The sequence below is a fragment of the Afipia sp. Root123D2 genome, assembly GCF_001425835.1.
Lineage (GTDB): Bacteria > Pseudomonadota > Alphaproteobacteria > Rhizobiales > Xanthobacteraceae > Afipia.
The window spans coordinates 1874157-1889427 of sequence record NZ_LMDP01000001.1; the positions used below are offsets into that span (position 1 = coordinate 1874157).

The 15271-nt window shown below is 61.8% G+C and carries 14 protein-coding genes; 9 read left to right on the forward strand and 5 right to left on the reverse strand.

Annotated elements, in window-relative coordinates:
- The first annotated feature begins 125 nt into the window (after positions 1-125).
- The 3 genes from moaA to ASC80_RS09020 all read left to right on the forward strand — a co-directional run bounded on the left by moaA (position 126) and on the right by ASC80_RS09020 (position 3775).
- On the forward strand, positions 126-1115 hold the full coding sequence (gene moaA / locus ASC80_RS09010) for a GTP 3',8-cyclase MoaA (protein WP_244487230.1): 990 nt from the start codon (positions 126-128) through the stop codon (positions 1113-1115).
- 213 nt (positions 1116-1328) lie between these two features.
- Positions 1329-1925: a TRAP transporter small permease subunit gene (locus ASC80_RS09015; protein ID WP_056295282.1), complete on the forward strand. Its 597-nt coding sequence runs from the start codon at positions 1329-1331 to the stop codon at positions 1923-1925.
- Between the two features lie 2 nt (positions 1926-1927).
- Positions 1928-3775: a TRAP transporter large permease gene (locus ASC80_RS09020; RefSeq protein WP_056295858.1), complete on the forward strand. Its 1848-nt coding sequence runs from the start codon at positions 1928-1930 to the stop codon at positions 3773-3775.
- A 174-nt stretch (positions 3776-3949) separates the two neighbouring features.
- Here ASC80_RS09020 and ASC80_RS09025 read toward each other — a convergent pair whose 3' ends face one another.
- The 3 genes from ASC80_RS09025 to ASC80_RS09035 all read right to left on the reverse strand — a co-directional run bounded on the left by ASC80_RS09025 (position 3950) and on the right by ASC80_RS09035 (position 7590).
- Positions 3950-5038: a TRAP transporter substrate-binding protein gene (locus ASC80_RS09025; RefSeq protein ID WP_056295283.1), complete on the reverse strand. Its 1089-nt coding sequence runs from the start codon at positions 5036-5038 to the stop codon at positions 3950-3952.
- Between the two features lie 171 nt (positions 5039-5209).
- A complete protein-coding gene (locus ASC80_RS09030; RefSeq protein ID WP_056295286.1) occupies positions 5210-6298 on the reverse strand; it encodes a TRAP transporter substrate-binding protein in 1089 nt (362 codons plus the stop codon).
- Positions 6299-6462: 164 nt separating this feature from the next.
- Complete coding sequence (locus ASC80_RS09035; RefSeq protein WP_056295288.1) at positions 6463-7590, reverse strand: Mrp/NBP35 family ATP-binding protein; 1128 nt, start codon at positions 7588-7590, stop codon at positions 6463-6465.
- Between the two features lie 336 nt (positions 7591-7926).
- Here ASC80_RS09035 and ASC80_RS09040 point away from each other — a divergent pair, with 336 nt between their 5' ends.
- The 6 genes from ASC80_RS09040 to ASC80_RS09065 all read left to right on the forward strand — a co-directional run bounded on the left by ASC80_RS09040 (position 7927) and on the right by ASC80_RS09065 (position 13231).
- Complete coding sequence (locus ASC80_RS09040; protein ID WP_056295291.1) at positions 7927-8796, forward strand: NAD(P)-dependent oxidoreductase; 870 nt, start codon at positions 7927-7929, stop codon at positions 8794-8796.
- Between the two features lie 133 nt (positions 8797-8929).
- Positions 8930-9571, forward strand: a complete 642-nt coding sequence (locus ASC80_RS09045; protein WP_056295294.1) for a DUF47 domain-containing protein — start codon at positions 8930-8932, stop codon at positions 9569-9571.
- A 12-nt stretch (positions 9572-9583) separates the two neighbouring features.
- Positions 9584-10588, forward strand: a complete 1005-nt coding sequence (locus ASC80_RS09050) for an inorganic phosphate transporter (RefSeq protein WP_056295296.1) — start codon at positions 9584-9586, stop codon at positions 10586-10588.
- A gap of 226 nt (positions 10589-10814) precedes the next feature.
- Positions 10815-12416, forward strand: a complete 1602-nt coding sequence (locus tag ASC80_RS09055) for a sensor histidine kinase (protein ID WP_056295299.1) — start codon at positions 10815-10817, stop codon at positions 12414-12416.
- 55 nt (positions 12417-12471) lie between these two features.
- Positions 12472-12696 carry a DUF1289 domain-containing protein gene (locus ASC80_RS09060; RefSeq protein ID WP_056295861.1) on the forward strand — a complete coding sequence of 75 codons (225 nt, stop codon included), beginning with the start codon at positions 12472-12474 and terminating at the stop codon, positions 12694-12696.
- A 22-nt stretch (positions 12697-12718) separates the two neighbouring features.
- Positions 12719-13231, forward strand: coding sequence for a TIGR02281 family clan AA aspartic protease (locus tag ASC80_RS09065; RefSeq protein WP_056295302.1), 513 nt, complete (start codon positions 12719-12721; stop codon positions 13229-13231).
- Positions 13232-13240: 9 nt separating this feature from the next.
- Here the strand turns inward: ASC80_RS09065 and dusA are convergent, their stop codons facing one another.
- Positions 13241-14245, reverse strand: coding sequence for a tRNA dihydrouridine(20/20a) synthase DusA (gene dusA / locus ASC80_RS09070; protein WP_082512456.1), 1005 nt, complete (start codon positions 14243-14245; stop codon positions 13241-13243).
- Positions 14246-14339: 94 nt separating this feature from the next.
- A complete protein-coding gene (locus ASC80_RS09075; protein WP_244487210.1) occupies positions 14340-15140 on the reverse strand; it encodes a GGDEF domain-containing protein in 801 nt (266 codons plus the stop codon).
- Positions 15141-15271: the final 131 nt, after the last annotated feature.

Sequence of the window (15271 nt, forward strand, 5' to 3'; positions counted from 1 at the left end):
CATCCGGTGCCTACATTGGCAGGTGAGCGATGAGAATTCCGCGTGATGCGGGCACCTCGCGACATCAGGACGCGATCTGGGACATGACCACGAACGTCGACACGGCACTTCACGAATCTTCGGCCATGACGGATCCGTTTGGCCGCCGCATCAGCTATCTCCGCGTTTCGGTGACCGACCGCTGCGACCTGCGCTGCTTCTATTGCATGTCGGAAGACATGACCTTCCTGCCCAAGGCCGACCTGCTAACCCTGGAAGAGCTTGACCGGCTGTGCTCGGCGTTCATCGCCAAGGGCGTGCGGAAACTCCGGCTGACCGGCGGCGAACCGCTGGTCCGGCGCAATATGATGTCGCTGGTGCGCTCGCTGTCGCGCCATCTCGACACCGGCGCGCTGGACGAACTCACCCTCACCACCAACGGTTCGCAGCTTGCGCGCCATGCCGCCGAGCTGAGCGATTGCGGCGTTCGCCGGATCAACGTCTCCCTCGACACGCTCGACCCCGACAAGTTCCGGACGATCACCCGATGGGGCGATCTCGACAAGGTTCTCGCCGGTATCGAAGCGGCCCGGGCGGCAGGGTTGAAAGTGAAGATCAACGCGGTCGCGCTGAAGAACATGAACGAGGAGGAAATCCCCTCGCTGATGGACTGGGCGCACCGCAAGGGCATGGACCTGACCCTGATCGAGGTCATGCCGATGGGCGACATCGCCGGCGGGCGGATCGACCAGTACGTTCCGCTGTCGCTGGTCCGTGCCCGGCTTTCGGCGCAATATACCCTGACCGACATCGACGATAACACCGGCGGCCCGGCCCGCTATGTCCGCGTCAGCGAGACCGGTGGCCGGCTCGGCTTCATCACGCCGATGACCCATAATTTCTGTGAATCCTGCAACCGCGTCCGCATCACCTGTACCGGCACGCTCCATACCTGCCTCGGCCACGAAGACGCGTCCGATCTGCGCAAGCCGCTTCGTGCCTCCGCCGACAACGAACTGCTCGCGGCGACAATCGACCGGGCCATCGGACTCAAACCGAAAGGCCACGATTTCATCATCGACCGCCGCCACAATCGCCCGAGCGTCAGCCGCCATATGAGCGTCACCGGCGGTTGAAACGTCCGATTGTTGCGCGGACTGCCCCCTTCTTTGACATAGATTGCCCGGCCGCAAAGCCGGGCTTTTTTTGCTTTGAAATCAACAAACTTCCAATTGACGGCGGCTTGGGGCGCTGGTTTGGTGAGATGGCTTCGTGCACAATCGGCTGCAAAAGTCACCATGCCCGGGACGCATGGATAAGCGCCGAAGCGATCTTGGGGAGGACCTGACTTGCAAGCGCTCCTGAAATTGAGCCGCGGCATCGACACGTTCATGACGTGGGTCGGCCGCTGGATATCGTGGCTAATCCTGATCGCCGTGATCATCTCGTCGGTGAACGCCACCGTTCGCAAGATCTTCGACGTCTCGTCGAATTCCTATCTCGAACTGCAGTGGGTGTTGTTCTCGGTCGTGTTTCTGATGTGTTCGCCGTGGACGCTGCTGAACAACGAGCACATCAAGATCGACATCATCAATCATCTGTTTCCGCTGAAAGTCCGCAGCTGGATCGACATGATCGGTCACGTCTTCTTCCTGGTGCCGTTCTGCGTGATCCTGATCTGGACCTCGATCCCGTTCTTCCTCGTCTCCTATCAGCAGAACGAACAATCGTTCAACGCCAACGGCCTGCCGCAGTGGCCGGCCAAATCGCTCATCATGATCGGGATGGCGCTGCTGCTGGTTCAGGCGGTTTCCGAGATCATCAAGCGCGCTGCGATCATGAAGGGACTGCTGCCCGACCCGAACACGCTTGCGCTGAGCGCGCAGGAAATCGCGGCGTTGGAAGCCACCCGCCTCGTCGACGCGATCTCGGCTGATAAACAATAATGATGACCGCTCTGTTCATTCACTACATGGCGCCGATCATGTTCGCGTCGCTGGTGTTTTTCCTGTTGCTGGGATACCCGGTCGCGTTCTCGCTCGCCGCCAACGGCCTGTTGTTCGCCTTCATCGGCATCGAGCTCGGCTTATTCCGGCCGGACTTCCTGCAGGCGCTTCCCGAACGCGTCTATGGCGTCATGAGCAACGAGACGCTGCTGGCGATCCCATTTTTTACATTCATGGGATTAATCCTCGAACGATCAGGCATGGCCGAGGACCTGCTCGAAACCATCGGGCAGCTCTTCGGCAGCATCCGCGGCGGCATCGCCTATGCCGTGGTGTTTGTCGGCGCGCTGCTGGCCGCGACCACCGGCGTGGTTGCCGCATCGGTGATCTCGATGGGCCTGATCTCGCTGCCGATCATGCTGCGCTACGGCTATGACCGCCGCGTCGCCACCGGCATCATCGCGGCCTCCGGTACCCTTGCCCAGATCATCCCGCCATCGCTGGTCCTGATCGTGATGGCCGACCAGCTCGGCCGCTCGGTTGGCGACATGTACGAAGGGGCGTTTATTCCGGGTATCGTGCTGTCGTTGCTCTACGCGGGCTACATCTTCCTGCTGACAGTGTTTGCGCCGAAAGCCGTTCCCGGCCTGCCGCTGGAAGCCCAGACCTTGCGCGAACCCGAAACCGCGGAACATCCGCTGATCCTGCCGTTGGCCGGACTGTCGGCCGCGGCGACCGCCTATTTCTTCGCGGTCAAGCTCGGCCTGTTCGACTGGACCGCGCCGGTGTTCGACACGATTTCGACGGACGCCGCGATCCGGCACTGGTTCTGGTTCGTGATCCTGCTCGGCATCCTGACCAAGCCCTTCATCGGCATCATCCGCACCATGACGATATCGCTGTTTTTGGTGCTGGTCGGCTCGACAGCTGCCGCCATCGAGATCATGCAGATGACCACGGTCAAGGGCGGCGCCGACTTCGTCGTTCTGACCATGACCATTGTCGTGGCGCTGGCATTCACGGTCGCCGTCCTCAACAAGATCCTGCCGTTCAAACTCCTGTCGAAGCTGGCCGAACAGGTCGTGTTCGTCATGGTGCCGCCACTCGGCCTGATCTTCCTCGTTCTCGGAACGATCTTCATCGGCGTCGCAACACCGACCGAGGGCGGTGCGATGGGCGCTGCCGGTGCCTTGCTCCTTGCCATCGGCAAAAGGCGGCTGTCGTTCGACCTGACCCGCCAGGCCGTGGAATCGACCGCCAAGTTGTCGGCCTTCGTCATCTTCATTCTGCTCGGCGCCCGCGTGTTCTCCCTCACCTTCTACGGCGTCGACGGCCATCGCTGGGTCGAGGAGATGCTGGTCTCGCTGCCGGGCGGGCAGACCGGCTTCCTGATCTTCGTCAACGCGTTCGTGTTCGTCCTCGCCTTCTTCCTGGACTTCTTCGAACTCGCCTTCATCATTATCCCCCTGCTTGGGCCAGCCGCGGAAAAACTCGGAATCGATCTGATCTGGTTCGGCGTCATTCTCGGCGTCAACATGCAGACCTCGTTCATGCATCCACCGTTCGGCTTCGCCCTGTTCTACCTGCGGTCGGTGGCGCCGAAGGAAGCCTATACCGATCGCATCAGCGGCAAGCGCATGGAGCCGGTAACGACCGGGCAGATCTACTGGGGCTCGGTGCCGTTCGTGATCATCCAGGTGATCATGGTCCTCCTCGTGATCCTGTTCCCCTCGATGGTCATGCACTACAAAGGCGCGCTCTCGACCGTCGATCCCAACAAGGTCAAGATCGAAATCCCGCAGATCGATATCCCGCAACTCGATCTCGGACCACCCGCCGGCTTCAAGTAGCGCCAACGGCCATAGTGTTTTCGAGCGACGCGGGCACCGGCTCGCGTCAAGAAAACGCGTCAAGGCAAAGCCCGAGGCTTCACCTCACTCCATCGGCAGCAAAAGCTCCAAGACAACAAAAAACCCGGCCTTCTCGCGAAGGCCGGGTTCTTGCATCACGGGATCAATGCACGATCAGCCGCGCGTCCGATTGCGGATCTGATAAGAGTCGAAGGCGTATTCGGCGACCTGCCACCACAGATACTGGTCGTTGCGGAACGCCGCCATGTGATCGTAGAGCTTCTTGAAGTCGGGATTGCTCGCCGACGTTTCAGCGTAGATCTCATTCGACGCTTTCGATGCGGCGTCGAGGATCGCTGTCGAGAACGGCTGCAACTTGGTGCCGCCGGCCACCAGCCGCTTCAGCGCCGGTGGATTGTAGGCGTCGTAACGCGCCTGCATGGTCTCGTTGGCGAGCGACGATGCGGTCTTGATGATCGACTTGTAGCTGGCCGGCAGCGATTCCCACTTGTCAATATTGACGATGTTGTGGAGCGTCGGCCCGCCTTCCCAGAAGCCGGGATAGTAGTAGTACGGCGCGACCTTCTGGAAGCCGAGCTTCTCGTCGTCGTAGGGACCGACCCACTCGGCGGCATCGATGGTGCCCTTTTCCAGCGACGGATAGATGTCACCGCCGGCGACCTGCTGCGGCACCACGCCGAGCTTCGACATGATCTTGCCGGCAAAGCCGCCGATGCGCATCTTGAGTCCGTTGAGGTCGGCCGGAGTCTTGATCTCCTTGCGGAACCAGCCCCCCATCTGACAACCGGTATTGCCGGCCGCGAAACCGATCACGTGGTGCTTCTTGAGAAATTCATTGAACAACTCGGCACCGCCACCGACCTGCAGCCAGGCGGTCTGCATGCGGCTGTTCAGACCGAACGGCACGGAGGTGCCGATCGCGAAGGTCGGATCCTTGCCGACATAGTAGTAGCAAGCGGTATGGGCCATTTCGACGGTGCCGTTGGAGGCCGCATCGAGCGCCTGCAGACCGGGAACGATTTCGCCGGCTGCGAACACCTGAATCTGAAACTTGTTGTCGGTGCCCTCGGCGACAGCCTTGGCGAATACTTCGGCGGCGCCATAAATGGTGTCGAGCGATTTCGGAAAACTCGACGTCATACGCCATTTGATCTGCGGCGATGACTGAGCGATCGCCGGGGCGGCAACCGCAACACCGACAGCACCCAGGCCGGCGGTCTTGATAAACTCACGTCGTTTCATGTTTCTCTCCCTATGGGGTCATTGTGCTCGCCCTTTTTTGCTTAAACCTGCTGAGGCTTGGCCGAAGAATGGAACAAACGCCGACCGGAATCTATCGGGATTTATCGGCCGGACACGAAAAGCCCGGCCTTCTTACGAAGGCCGGGCTTGACGTGATCGGCTGAAGCCGGATCAGCCGCGGGTGCGCGACCGGATCTGGAAGCTGTCGAAGGTGTACTCCGCCACCTGCCACCACAGATACTCATCCGAGCGGTAGGCCTGCATCGCTTCGATCGCCTTCTTGAACTCGGCGTTCTTGCCCGAGATTTCGGCCCACAGTTCGTTGGTGGCCTTGAGGCAGGCGTCCAGCACTTCGTTGTTGAACGGACGAAGCTGCGTACCGTTGGCGACCAGCCGCTTCAGCGCGCCGGGGTTCTGCATGTCGTAGCGCGCGGCCATCCACGAGTTGGTGTTGGCTGCGGCGTTGGCGAGAACCGCCTGATAGTTCTTCGGAAGCGCGTTGAACTTCTCGAGGTTGGTGAAGGTGTGAACCGTCGGTCCGCCTTCCCAGAAGCCTGGATAGTAGTAGAACGGCGCAACCTTGTTGAAGCCGAGCTTCTCGTCGTCATACGGACCGACCCACTCGGCCGCGTCGATGGTGCCCTTCTCGAGCGACGGATAAATGTCGCCGCCGGCGAGCTGCTGCGGCACGACGCCGAGCTTCGCCAGAACCTGACCGGCGATGCCGCCGATACGCATCTTCAGGCCCTGCAGGTCGGCAACGGTCTTGATTTCCTTGCGGAACCAGCCGCCCATCTGGGTGCCGGTGTTGCCGGCCGGATGCGCAATGACGCCGTACTTCTTGAAGAAGGCGTTGGCGAGCTGTTCGCCGCCGCCTTGGTACCACCACGAATTCTGCTGGCGGGCATTCAGGCCGAACGGCACCGACGCGAAGATCGCGAAGGTCGGGTCCTTGCCGACATAGTAGTACGAAACGGTGTGGCTCATTTCGACGGTGCCGTTGGAGGTCGCGTCGAGCGCCTGCAGACCGGGAACGACTTCACCGGCAGCAAACACCTGAATCTGGAACTTGTTGTCGGTCATTTCGGCGACCTGCTTCGCCATAAACTCCGCGCCGCCATAGATCGTATCGAGCGACTTCGGGAAGCTCGAGGTCAAACGCCATTTGATCTCAGGCGAGGACTGGGCGATGGCCGGCGAGGCAACTGCGGCTGCCGCCGCGCCTGCTGCCGAAACTTTCAAAAACTCACGACGCTTCATAAGGCATCTCCTGATTGGGGACTTTTCTTGTTCTGTCCCAAGAGCGGGCTCTGTACCACGGAACCCCGCGCCGGAAAACGCGGCAACATGCACACACCGTCCGATTCAACGAAAGTCGAATAAATCGGGGAAGCAAGGCGATCCCCCGCTCCCGGGATGGTGGATCAGCCCGCGGCCTTCAGGCCTTGCAGCTGATCCCTGATCTTTTCCCCGATCGCCCGATAGATCTTCGCGTGGGGACCGTCAGGTTCGCTTTCCATCACCGGCTGGCCGGAGTCGGATGCGACACGAATCGCCATGTGCAACGGAACCTCGCCGAGGAAGGGCACCGCGAGGCGCTCGGCCTCATGGCGCGCACCGCCATGGCCAAAGATGTCGGACCGGGTGCCGCATTCGGGGCACTGGAAATAACTCATGTTCTCCACGATCCCGAGCGTCGGGACATTGACCTTGGCGAACATCGCGATGCCGCGACGGGCATCGATCAGCGCCAGATCCTGAGGTGTGGAAACGATCACCGCCCCCTTGAGCGGCACCTGCTGGGCCAGGGTCAGCTGTGCATCGCCGGTGCCCGGCGGCATATCGACCACCAGCACGTCGAGAGTGCCCCATGCCACTTCCCACAGCATCTGCCGGATCGCCGACATCACCATCGGCCCGCGCCAGACCATCGGCGTTTCCTCTTCGACGAGGAATCCGATCGACATCAGCGGCAGGCCGAAGCGCTGCAGCGGGATCATTTTCTTGCTGTCGTTGAGTTGCGGTTTTTCGTGAATCCCGGTCAGGCGCGGCACCGACGGACCGTAGATGTCGGCATCGAGCAGACCGACCTTCAAACCAAGGTCGCGCAGCGCCAGCGCGATGTTGAGCGCCGTGGTCGACTTGCCGACGCCGCCCTTGCCGGATGCAACTGCGATGATCGACGTGATGCCGGGGATCGCCGCCTGCTTGCCCATCGGCGAATCCGCCGGCGCACCATGCAGCCGATGGCTGGCCACCGGCTTCACCCCTTGCGGGGCCGGACGCGGCGCGGGCGCACTGCCCGGCTTGCGCTCGGCGGTCAGCGCGATCAGCGCCGACGTCACACCGGGCGTCGCGCGCACGACGGCTTCAGCACGGCCGCGCACATCCTCCCACGCACGCGCCTCAGCGGCATCGACATTGATCGAGAAGAACACCTTGCCGTCGGTCACGACGACCTCGGACAACACGTTGGCGGCGGTCAGCGGCACGCCCCGCGGCGTCATGATTTTGGCGAGACTATCGAGAACCTGCTGTTTGGTGACGCTCAACTTGCACTCTCCTTCTGCCCGGCTCGATCGCAGACAAGATCGCGCCGGCATTCGCGCGCAATCCCGCCGGTCGGCCCGCCATGTATCCAGAAATCAAACCTGAAATCGGTGGGTTCGTTCGCAGCCCGCAACCGGACGCGCGCGTGGTCTGGATAGACTCTCCGCTCCGTCCTCATCCTAGCACCTGGCGCCCGGCACGGTCACCCTCCAAAAGACGGGACAGCGGCGCGGCCGAAGGCGTTGCCCTTCATGTCGATGCGGTTATGGTGCCGGCGCGCAGCCGCGGAAACTACCGTTCCGCGACAAACACTCGAATTAAAAAACAAGGTTCTGGATATGGCGAAAGTCGCATTTCTCGGTCTCGGCGTCATGGGTTTCCCGATGGCTGGACATCTCGCGGCCAAGGGCGGCCATGACGTCACGGTCTACAATCGCACCGCCGCGAAGGCGAAGAGCTGGGCCGAGAAATTCGGCGGCCGCGCCGCGGCGACGCCCGCTGCCGCAGCCGAAGGGCAGGATTTTGTGATGGCCTGCGTCGGCAACGACGACGATCTGCGCGCGGTGACGCTCGGTCCCGACGGCGCCTTTGGCAATATGAAGTCGGGCGCCATTTTCGTCGATCACACCACCGCCTCCGCCGAAGTGGCGCGCCAGCTCGACGCCGAAGCGACAAAACGCGGCTTCCAGTTCGTCGACGCGCCGGTATCCGGCGGCCAGGCTGGGGCGGAGAATGGCGTCCTGACCGTGATGTGCGGCGGCTCGGAGGCGGCCTACAAGCGCGCCGAACCGGTGATCGCGGCCTATGCCCGGATGTGCAAGCTGCTCGGCCCCGCCGGCTCGGGCCAGCTCACCAAGATGGTCAATCAGATCTGCATCGCCGGGCTGGTCGAAGGCCTTGCCGAGGGCATCCATTTCGCCAAGAAGGCCGGGCTCGACATCCAGTCGGTGATCGAGACGATCTCCAAGGGCGCCGCGCAATCCTGGCAGATGGAAAACCGCTACAAGACCATGAATGACGGCAAATACGACCACGGTTTTGCCGTCGAATGGATGCGCAAGGACCTGTCGATCTGCCTCTCCGAAGCCCGCCGCAACGGCGCCAGCCTGCCGGTGACCGCACTGGTCGACAATTTTTACGCCGAAGTGGAGAAAATGGGTGGACAGCGCTGGGATACCTCCAGCCTGCTGGCCCGGCTGCAGCGCTGACCGTCGCCGCAGCCGATCCAGTCCCGTCGGCTAAACCGGTGGATGACCCTTTTGCAGGGGCAAAAAATCAGTCATCCCACTGTCAAAATGCTCTAACAACGGGGCTATTCGGGGTTCGGCGGGAGCGGCAGAAATGCGTTGGTTCAGGGCGTTGTTACCGAAAGAGGATCAATTCTTCGAACTCTTCGCCCGCCACTCCCTAACCCTGGTTGATGGGGCCCAGGCCCTCGAAGGCATGTTGCGCGGTGGCGACGAGATCGACGCCTATTGCGAGAAGATCAACAAGCATGAGAACGAGGCGGACGCCATCACCCGCGAGGTGATGATGGCGGTCCGCCGCTCGTTCATCACCCCGTTCGACCGCGGCGACATCAAGAACCTCATCACCTCGATGGACGACGCCATCGACCAGATGCAGCAGACCGCGAAGGCGGTGACGCTGTTCGAGGTCCGTGAGTTCGAACTCCCGATGCGGGAGATGGGAAACATCATCGCTCACTGCGCGGCGCTGGTGGTGCGCGCGATTCCGCTGCTGCAATCGATCGGCACCAACGTCGCGACGCTCTCGGCCATCACCGAGGAACTGACGCGACTGGAAGGAAAAGTGGACGACCTCCACGACCTCGGACTGAAAGAGCTGTTCCTGCGTTATCGCGACGCCAACACGATGGACTTCATCGTCGGCGCCGAAATCTACGATCACCTTGAGAAGGTTGCCGACCGTTTCGACGACGTCGCCAACGAGATCAATAGTATCGTGATTGAACAGGTCTAGAAGGCCAGCTCGGTGGACCCCACACTCGCCCTTCCCTTGCTGGTCGTCCTGATCGGGATCGCGCTCGTCTTCGATTTTCTCAACGGCCTGCACGACGCCGCGAACTCGATCGCCACCATCGTGTCGACGCGGGTGCTGAAGCCGCAATATGCGGTGTTCTGGGCCGCCTTCTTCAACTTCATTGCATTCCTGTTCTTCGGTCTCCATGTCGCCGAAACGCTGGGCACCGGCATCATCGACCCCGGCATCGTCGATCCGCAGGTGATTTTCGCGGCCCTGATGGGCGCGATCGTCTGGAACCTCGTCACCTGGTATTTCGGAATCCCGTCGTCGAGTTCGCACGCGCTGATCGGCGGGCTGGTTGGCGCGGGCCTCGCCAAAGCCGGATTGTCGGCGATGCAGTGGACCGGGCTGACGAAGACCATTGCCGCCATTTTCGTGTCGCCGCTGGTCGGATTCGTCCTGGCACTGATCCTGATCGCGATCGTGTCGTGGTTGTCGGCGCGTTCGACGCCGTTCATGGTCGATCGCGCGTTTCGCATCCTGCAATTCGGCTCGGCCTCGCTCTACTCGCTCGGGCACGGCGGCAACGATGCCCAGAAAACCATGGGCATCATCGCCGTGCTGCTGTTCTCGCAAGGCTATGGCGGCGCGACCTTTCACGTCCCGTTCTGGGTGGTGCTCGCCTGCCAGTCGGCGATGGCGCTCGGCACGCTGATGGGCGGCTGGCGCATCGTCCGCACCATGGGCAGTCGCATCACCCACCTGACGCCGATGCAGGGCTTTTGTGCTGAAACCGGCGGCGCCCTGACGCTGTTCGCCGCTACCGGATTCGGTATTCCGGTTTCGACCACGCACACCATCACCGGCGCGATTGTCGGCGTCGGCTCGGCGCGGCGCCTGTCCGCCGTGCGGTGGAATGTCGCGAGTTCGATCGTGGTTGCCTGGGTCATCACGATCCCCGCCTCTGCGATCGTCGCGATCCTCGTCTACGAGCTTCTCCCGATTTTCAACTAGGCCTTCGTCCGGCTCCGTTTTCGTGCGGCCAGACCCGCCCGGGACGGCTGAAATGCGTCCACACGCATCGCGCGACGGGGCTGAAAGCAGTTCGCACGACAGTTGAAAATTTACTGTCTGTTAACCCAAGTGGATTGCTCTTTAAGGCACCTCTTAATCATTTGTCGTAAGAAATAAGCGGCAGCGACAAGCGCCGTGCGTAAGCGTTCAGGATTTGTAGTGGTCGATGAGTAAGCCCGCCGAAAACCCCGATATCGCTTCGATTCCGGGTGAAACAGCTGTTGCTGGTTCATCGCGGAACAGGCGGGCGGCCTCGCAGCGCGTGCGGGAAGCACGCGACCGGCTGACCTCGACCAGCGGAACGCGCCCCGCCTTCGACCACGAACTGCTGCGCCAGTACGCGCAGACCCGCCTCTCCGCCTCGCTGGTGGTGATGCTGCTGGTCGTGGCGACAGGCCTGCTGTCGAGCTTCTGGGTCCCGGCGGTCAGCGCCGCGGTATGGACCTGCGGCATTCTCGCGATCCACGCCGTCGTCATCCGCTACTGCACCAAATTCCTGAACGTCGCGCCCTCGCCGGCCAATACTCAGAAATGGCGCCGGCGTTTCGTGATCCTCGATCTGCTGTACGGCCTGTCGTGGACGCTGATCCTGATTCATCCATCGGGCATCGACGTCGTCTCCAACACGCTGATGCTGTTCGTCATGCTGCTGGTGGTGGCCGTCTCCAGCATGATGGCGGCAAGCCTGCCGATCGCCGCCTTCGCCGCGACCATTCCGGTGACAACCGCGATCGCCGTGAACTTCGTGCTTCGCGGCACCTTCGACGACTATATCCTTGCCGCACTTGCGGTTACGGCCGAATGTTATTTCGCCCTGCTCGCCCACCGCCTCCATTCGACGACGCTGGCGACGCTCGAGGCGCGCGCCGAAAAGGATGCGCTGATCGGCGAGCTCGAACAGGCCAAAGCGATTTCCGACGAAGCGCGGCATCGCGCCGAAGCCGCCAACGTCTCCAAATCGCGCTTTCTCGCCCAGATGAGCCACGAACTGCGCACGCCATTGAACGCCATTCTCGGCTTCTCCGAGGTGATGCAGAGCGAGATTTTCGGCGCCCATGCGGTCGAGGCCTACAAGGATTACTCCGCCGACATCCACAATTCCGGTGTCCACCTGCTCAACCTCATCAACGAGATCCTCGATCTGTCGCGCATCGAGGCCGGCCGGTACGAATTGAACGAGGAGCCGGTGTCGCTGGTGCATGTCGTCGCCGACTGCCACCATTTGCTCAAGCTGCGGGCGTCGAGCCGCGGCATCACCATCCATGAAGTGTTCGAAAGGGACATGCCGAAGCTGTGGGGCGACGAGCGCGCCACCCGCCAGATCGTGCTCAATCTGCTGTCGAACTCGATCAAGTTCACCCCGCAGGGCGGCGATATCTGGCTGAAGGCGGGCTGGACAGCGTCCGGCGGCCAGTATCTCAGCGTCAAGGACAGCGGCTCGGGCATCCCCGAAGACGAGATTCCGATCGTGCTGGCGTCGTTCGGTCAGGGGTCGAATTCGATCAAGTCCGCCGAACAGGGCGCCGGGCTCGGACTGCCGATCGCCAAAAGCCTGATCGACATGCATGGCGGCACCTTCACCCTCAAGTCGAAGCTGCGCATCGGCACCGAGGTCATCATCACCTTCCCGCCCGAGCGCGTCATGACCGCGCTTGCGCCGATGCAGGAAACCGCGCCGCCGCTGCAGCCCGAACGGCCGGATGGTATCGTCAACGACAAGAGCCGGCCACGTCACAAGCCGATCATGAGCGCGGGCACGGGGCTTTGAACGATGAGCCCACGGATGGCTTGCACAATCGATCCAATCCTTCTTTATGTCGCCGATGGCCAACGAGACGCCTTGCATCGCGGTGTGCATGATCGATCCCCGGACCAGCCTGTGCATGGGCTGCGGCCGCACCCTGCCCGAGATCGCCAAATGGCACGGAATGGATTCGGCTGGGCGACTCGCGATCATGGCGACGCTGACGCAGCGGATGACCGGCGCCGGCATGGACGTGCTGCCGGCGCTGACCAAGCGACTGCAGGAAACATCTCAAGATTCGTAACGTTTGCCGTGGCAGGTGCGCAGTGACCCGGTTTCTTCTTGTGATGATCGTTCTGGTGGCGACCGGAAGCTCGCTGTTCGCGATCCAGGATCCGAAAGGATTCCAGAATGCGAAGCATTCGCTGCTGAATGCGGTGTATCAGCACAAGCACCGCAGCGCGCGCGTGGTCGAGGTTTCACGATCCCACAACGGCGACTTCGCACTCCGGGCCCGGATCAACGGCGTCGCGACGCCGATGGTGATCGACACCGGCGCGACATCGGTGGTGCTGACCTATGAGACTGCGAAAGCCGCCGGCCTGCCGATCGAGCTTGCCCACTACAATGTGGACGTCGAAACCGCCGGCGGCCGCGTCCGCGCAGCGCGGTTGACGCTCGATCGCCTGGCCATCGGCAAGCTGGTTGAACTGTCGGTCCCCGCGCTGGTGGTGCCGCGCGGCCAGATGAAAACCAACCTGCTCGGCATGAGCTTCCTGAACCGGCTGGAAAGCTGGGAAGTCCGCCCGGAAAAACTGGTGCTGCAGGGCTATCCGTAGCCGAGGCGATCAGGCGGCGACCGGCGACAATTCACGCGAACTCACCAGGCTAACCGCCTGACGCAACGAATCGATTCCGGCGTCAGCCGGGGTGCACCTCTCCGCAAGCGCCCGGCGAAATGCCCGTGCACCGGGCACGCCATGAAACGCGCCGACCATGTGCCGCGTGATGGCATGGAGCCGCACGCCGCGCGCAAGCTGATCTTCGATATAGGGAATGAAGGCCTCGATCGCCTCATGCATCGACGCGTGCGGTGCCGGTGCGCCGAACAGTTCAGGATCCACATCAAGCAACTGCCACGGCTCCTGATAGGCCGCACGGCCGAGCATCGCGCCATCGACATGCGCGAGATGGTCTTTCGCGGCAGCGATGGTGGGGATACCGCCATTGATGACGATCGGCGTTGCCGGCAACGCCGCCTTTAGCCGATAGACGCGATCGTAGTCGAGCGGCGGGATGTCGCGATTTTCCTTCGGCGACAATCCATCAAGCCATGCCTTGCGGGCGTGAACGATCACCGCATCGGCACCGGCGTCGACCACCGCACGCGCCAGCGTATCGAGCGCGATCTCCGGATCCTGATTGTCGACTCCGATCCGGCATTTCACTGTGACCGGAACTTGCACAGAGGCTTTCATCGCAGCAACGCAGTCGGCAACCAGCTGCGGCTCGGCCATCAGGCAGGCACCGAACCGGCCGTCCTTTACACGATCCGACGGGCAGCCGACATTGAGATTGATTTCGTCGTAGCCGAAATCCTCGCCGATCCGCGCACTTGCAGCGAGATCTTGCGGATTCGATCCACCGAGTTGAAGCGCCACCGGATGCTCACAAGCATCGAACCCAAGCAGCCGCTCGCGGTCGCCATGGATGATCGCCCCCGTGGTCAGCATCTCGGTATAGAGCAGCGCATGGCGCGTCAGCTCACGATGGAACGCCCGGCAATGCCGGTCGGTCCAATCCATCATGGGCGCTACACTAAATCTAGTGACCGTATTTTTGCGAGGTATCATATATTTCAACGCTATCGACGACTTTTCTCACAACTTAGTCGTCATTTATACCCGCTATATATAGCTAGAACACGCGAAATCGTCGAGCCTGTGGTTACGCTATAGCTTCCAGACTAGCCGAGCGACAGCCCCCCTCATGACTGAACAGGTAGACCCTGTTGCGGCCAGCGGCCTTCGCGTCATACAGCGCAGTGTCGGCCTCTGCGAACAACTCGGTGATCCGTCGGCGATGGGGGCGACCGACGAGAGTGGCTCCGACGGAAGCTCCGATCTCGAGGCGAAGACCGTTCCAGAACAACGGCCGGCACAGCATGACAACCGTCTCCTGCAGCACACGCACGATTTGGGCCGGAACCACCGGAGCACGCAAGATAAGCGCGAACTCATCACCACCAATGCGCGCGACCAGGCCGGCATTACAAAACGCCCGACTCAATCGCATCGCGACCTCGCGCAGGCATGCGTCTCCAGCCGCGTGACCGAACGTGTCGTTCAGTTCCTTAAAACGGTCGAGATCGATCAGAACCAGCGCCGAGGCTGAACCATAGTTCAGACTGTCATGAGTGACTTCGAGATACCGCGCCTGAAAAACAGAGCGATTCGCGAGCCCGGTGAGTGAATCGGTTTCGGCCTGCCGCCGCAAGTTCTCCAGTGCATGACGATCGGAGGTAATGTCCTGCTTCGAGCCAAAGATCCGAACGGTCCGTCCAGCTTCCCCGATCGCGTTGATGGAAAGTCGCATCCAGCGCCTTTCGCCGCGCCAGGTCATGATCTCGGCGTCAAGGCATCCCGCATTGCCGGTTCGAATCACTTCCGCCCGAGCGAGTTCCATATTGCGCCGGGACTCGTCGGTGTAGAGATCGACGATGCTGGCGCGTCGCAGAGGATTGCCCATCGGATAACCGAAGATGTCGTAGACGCCCGAAGTCCAGGTCAGGCGCTCCGTCGCAAGCTCGCATTCCCATACGCCAATGCGGGCAAAACCTAACGCCTGATCGTAGAGACGTGCCCGAACGTCGGCCGACG

Coding starts and splice junctions, on each gene's coding strand:
- ASC80_RS09025 (WP_056295283.1), bottom strand. CDS start 5,038: ATGAAACGACGTGAGTTTATCAAGACCGCCGGCCTGGGTGCTGTCGGT.
- ASC80_RS09040 (WP_056295291.1), top strand. CDS start 7,927: ATGGCGAAAGTCGCATTTCTCGGTCTCGGCGTCATGGGTTTCCCGATG.
- moaA (WP_244487230.1), top strand. CDS start 126: ATGACGGATCCGTTTGGCCGCCGCATCAGCTATCTCCGCGTTTCGGTG.
- ASC80_RS09030 (WP_056295286.1), bottom strand. CDS start 6,298: ATGAAGCGTCGTGAGTTTTTGAAAGTTTCGGCAGCAGGCGCGGCGGCA.
- ASC80_RS09075 (WP_244487210.1), bottom strand. CDS start 15,140: ATGGGCAATCCTCTGCGACGCGCCAGCATCGTCGATCTCTACACCGAC.
- ASC80_RS09060 (WP_056295861.1), top strand. CDS start 12,472: ATGGCCAACGAGACGCCTTGCATCGCGGTGTGCATGATCGATCCCCGG.
- ASC80_RS09020 (WP_056295858.1), top strand. CDS start 1,928: ATGACCGCTCTGTTCATTCACTACATGGCGCCGATCATGTTCGCGTCG.
- ASC80_RS09055 (WP_056295299.1), top strand. CDS start 10,815: ATGAGTAAGCCCGCCGAAAACCCCGATATCGCTTCGATTCCGGGTGAA.
- ASC80_RS09045 (WP_056295294.1), top strand. CDS start 8,930: ATGCGTTGGTTCAGGGCGTTGTTACCGAAAGAGGATCAATTCTTCGAA.
- dusA (WP_082512456.1), bottom strand. CDS start 14,245: ATGATACCTCGCAAAAATACGGTCACTAGATTTAGTGTAGCGCCCATG.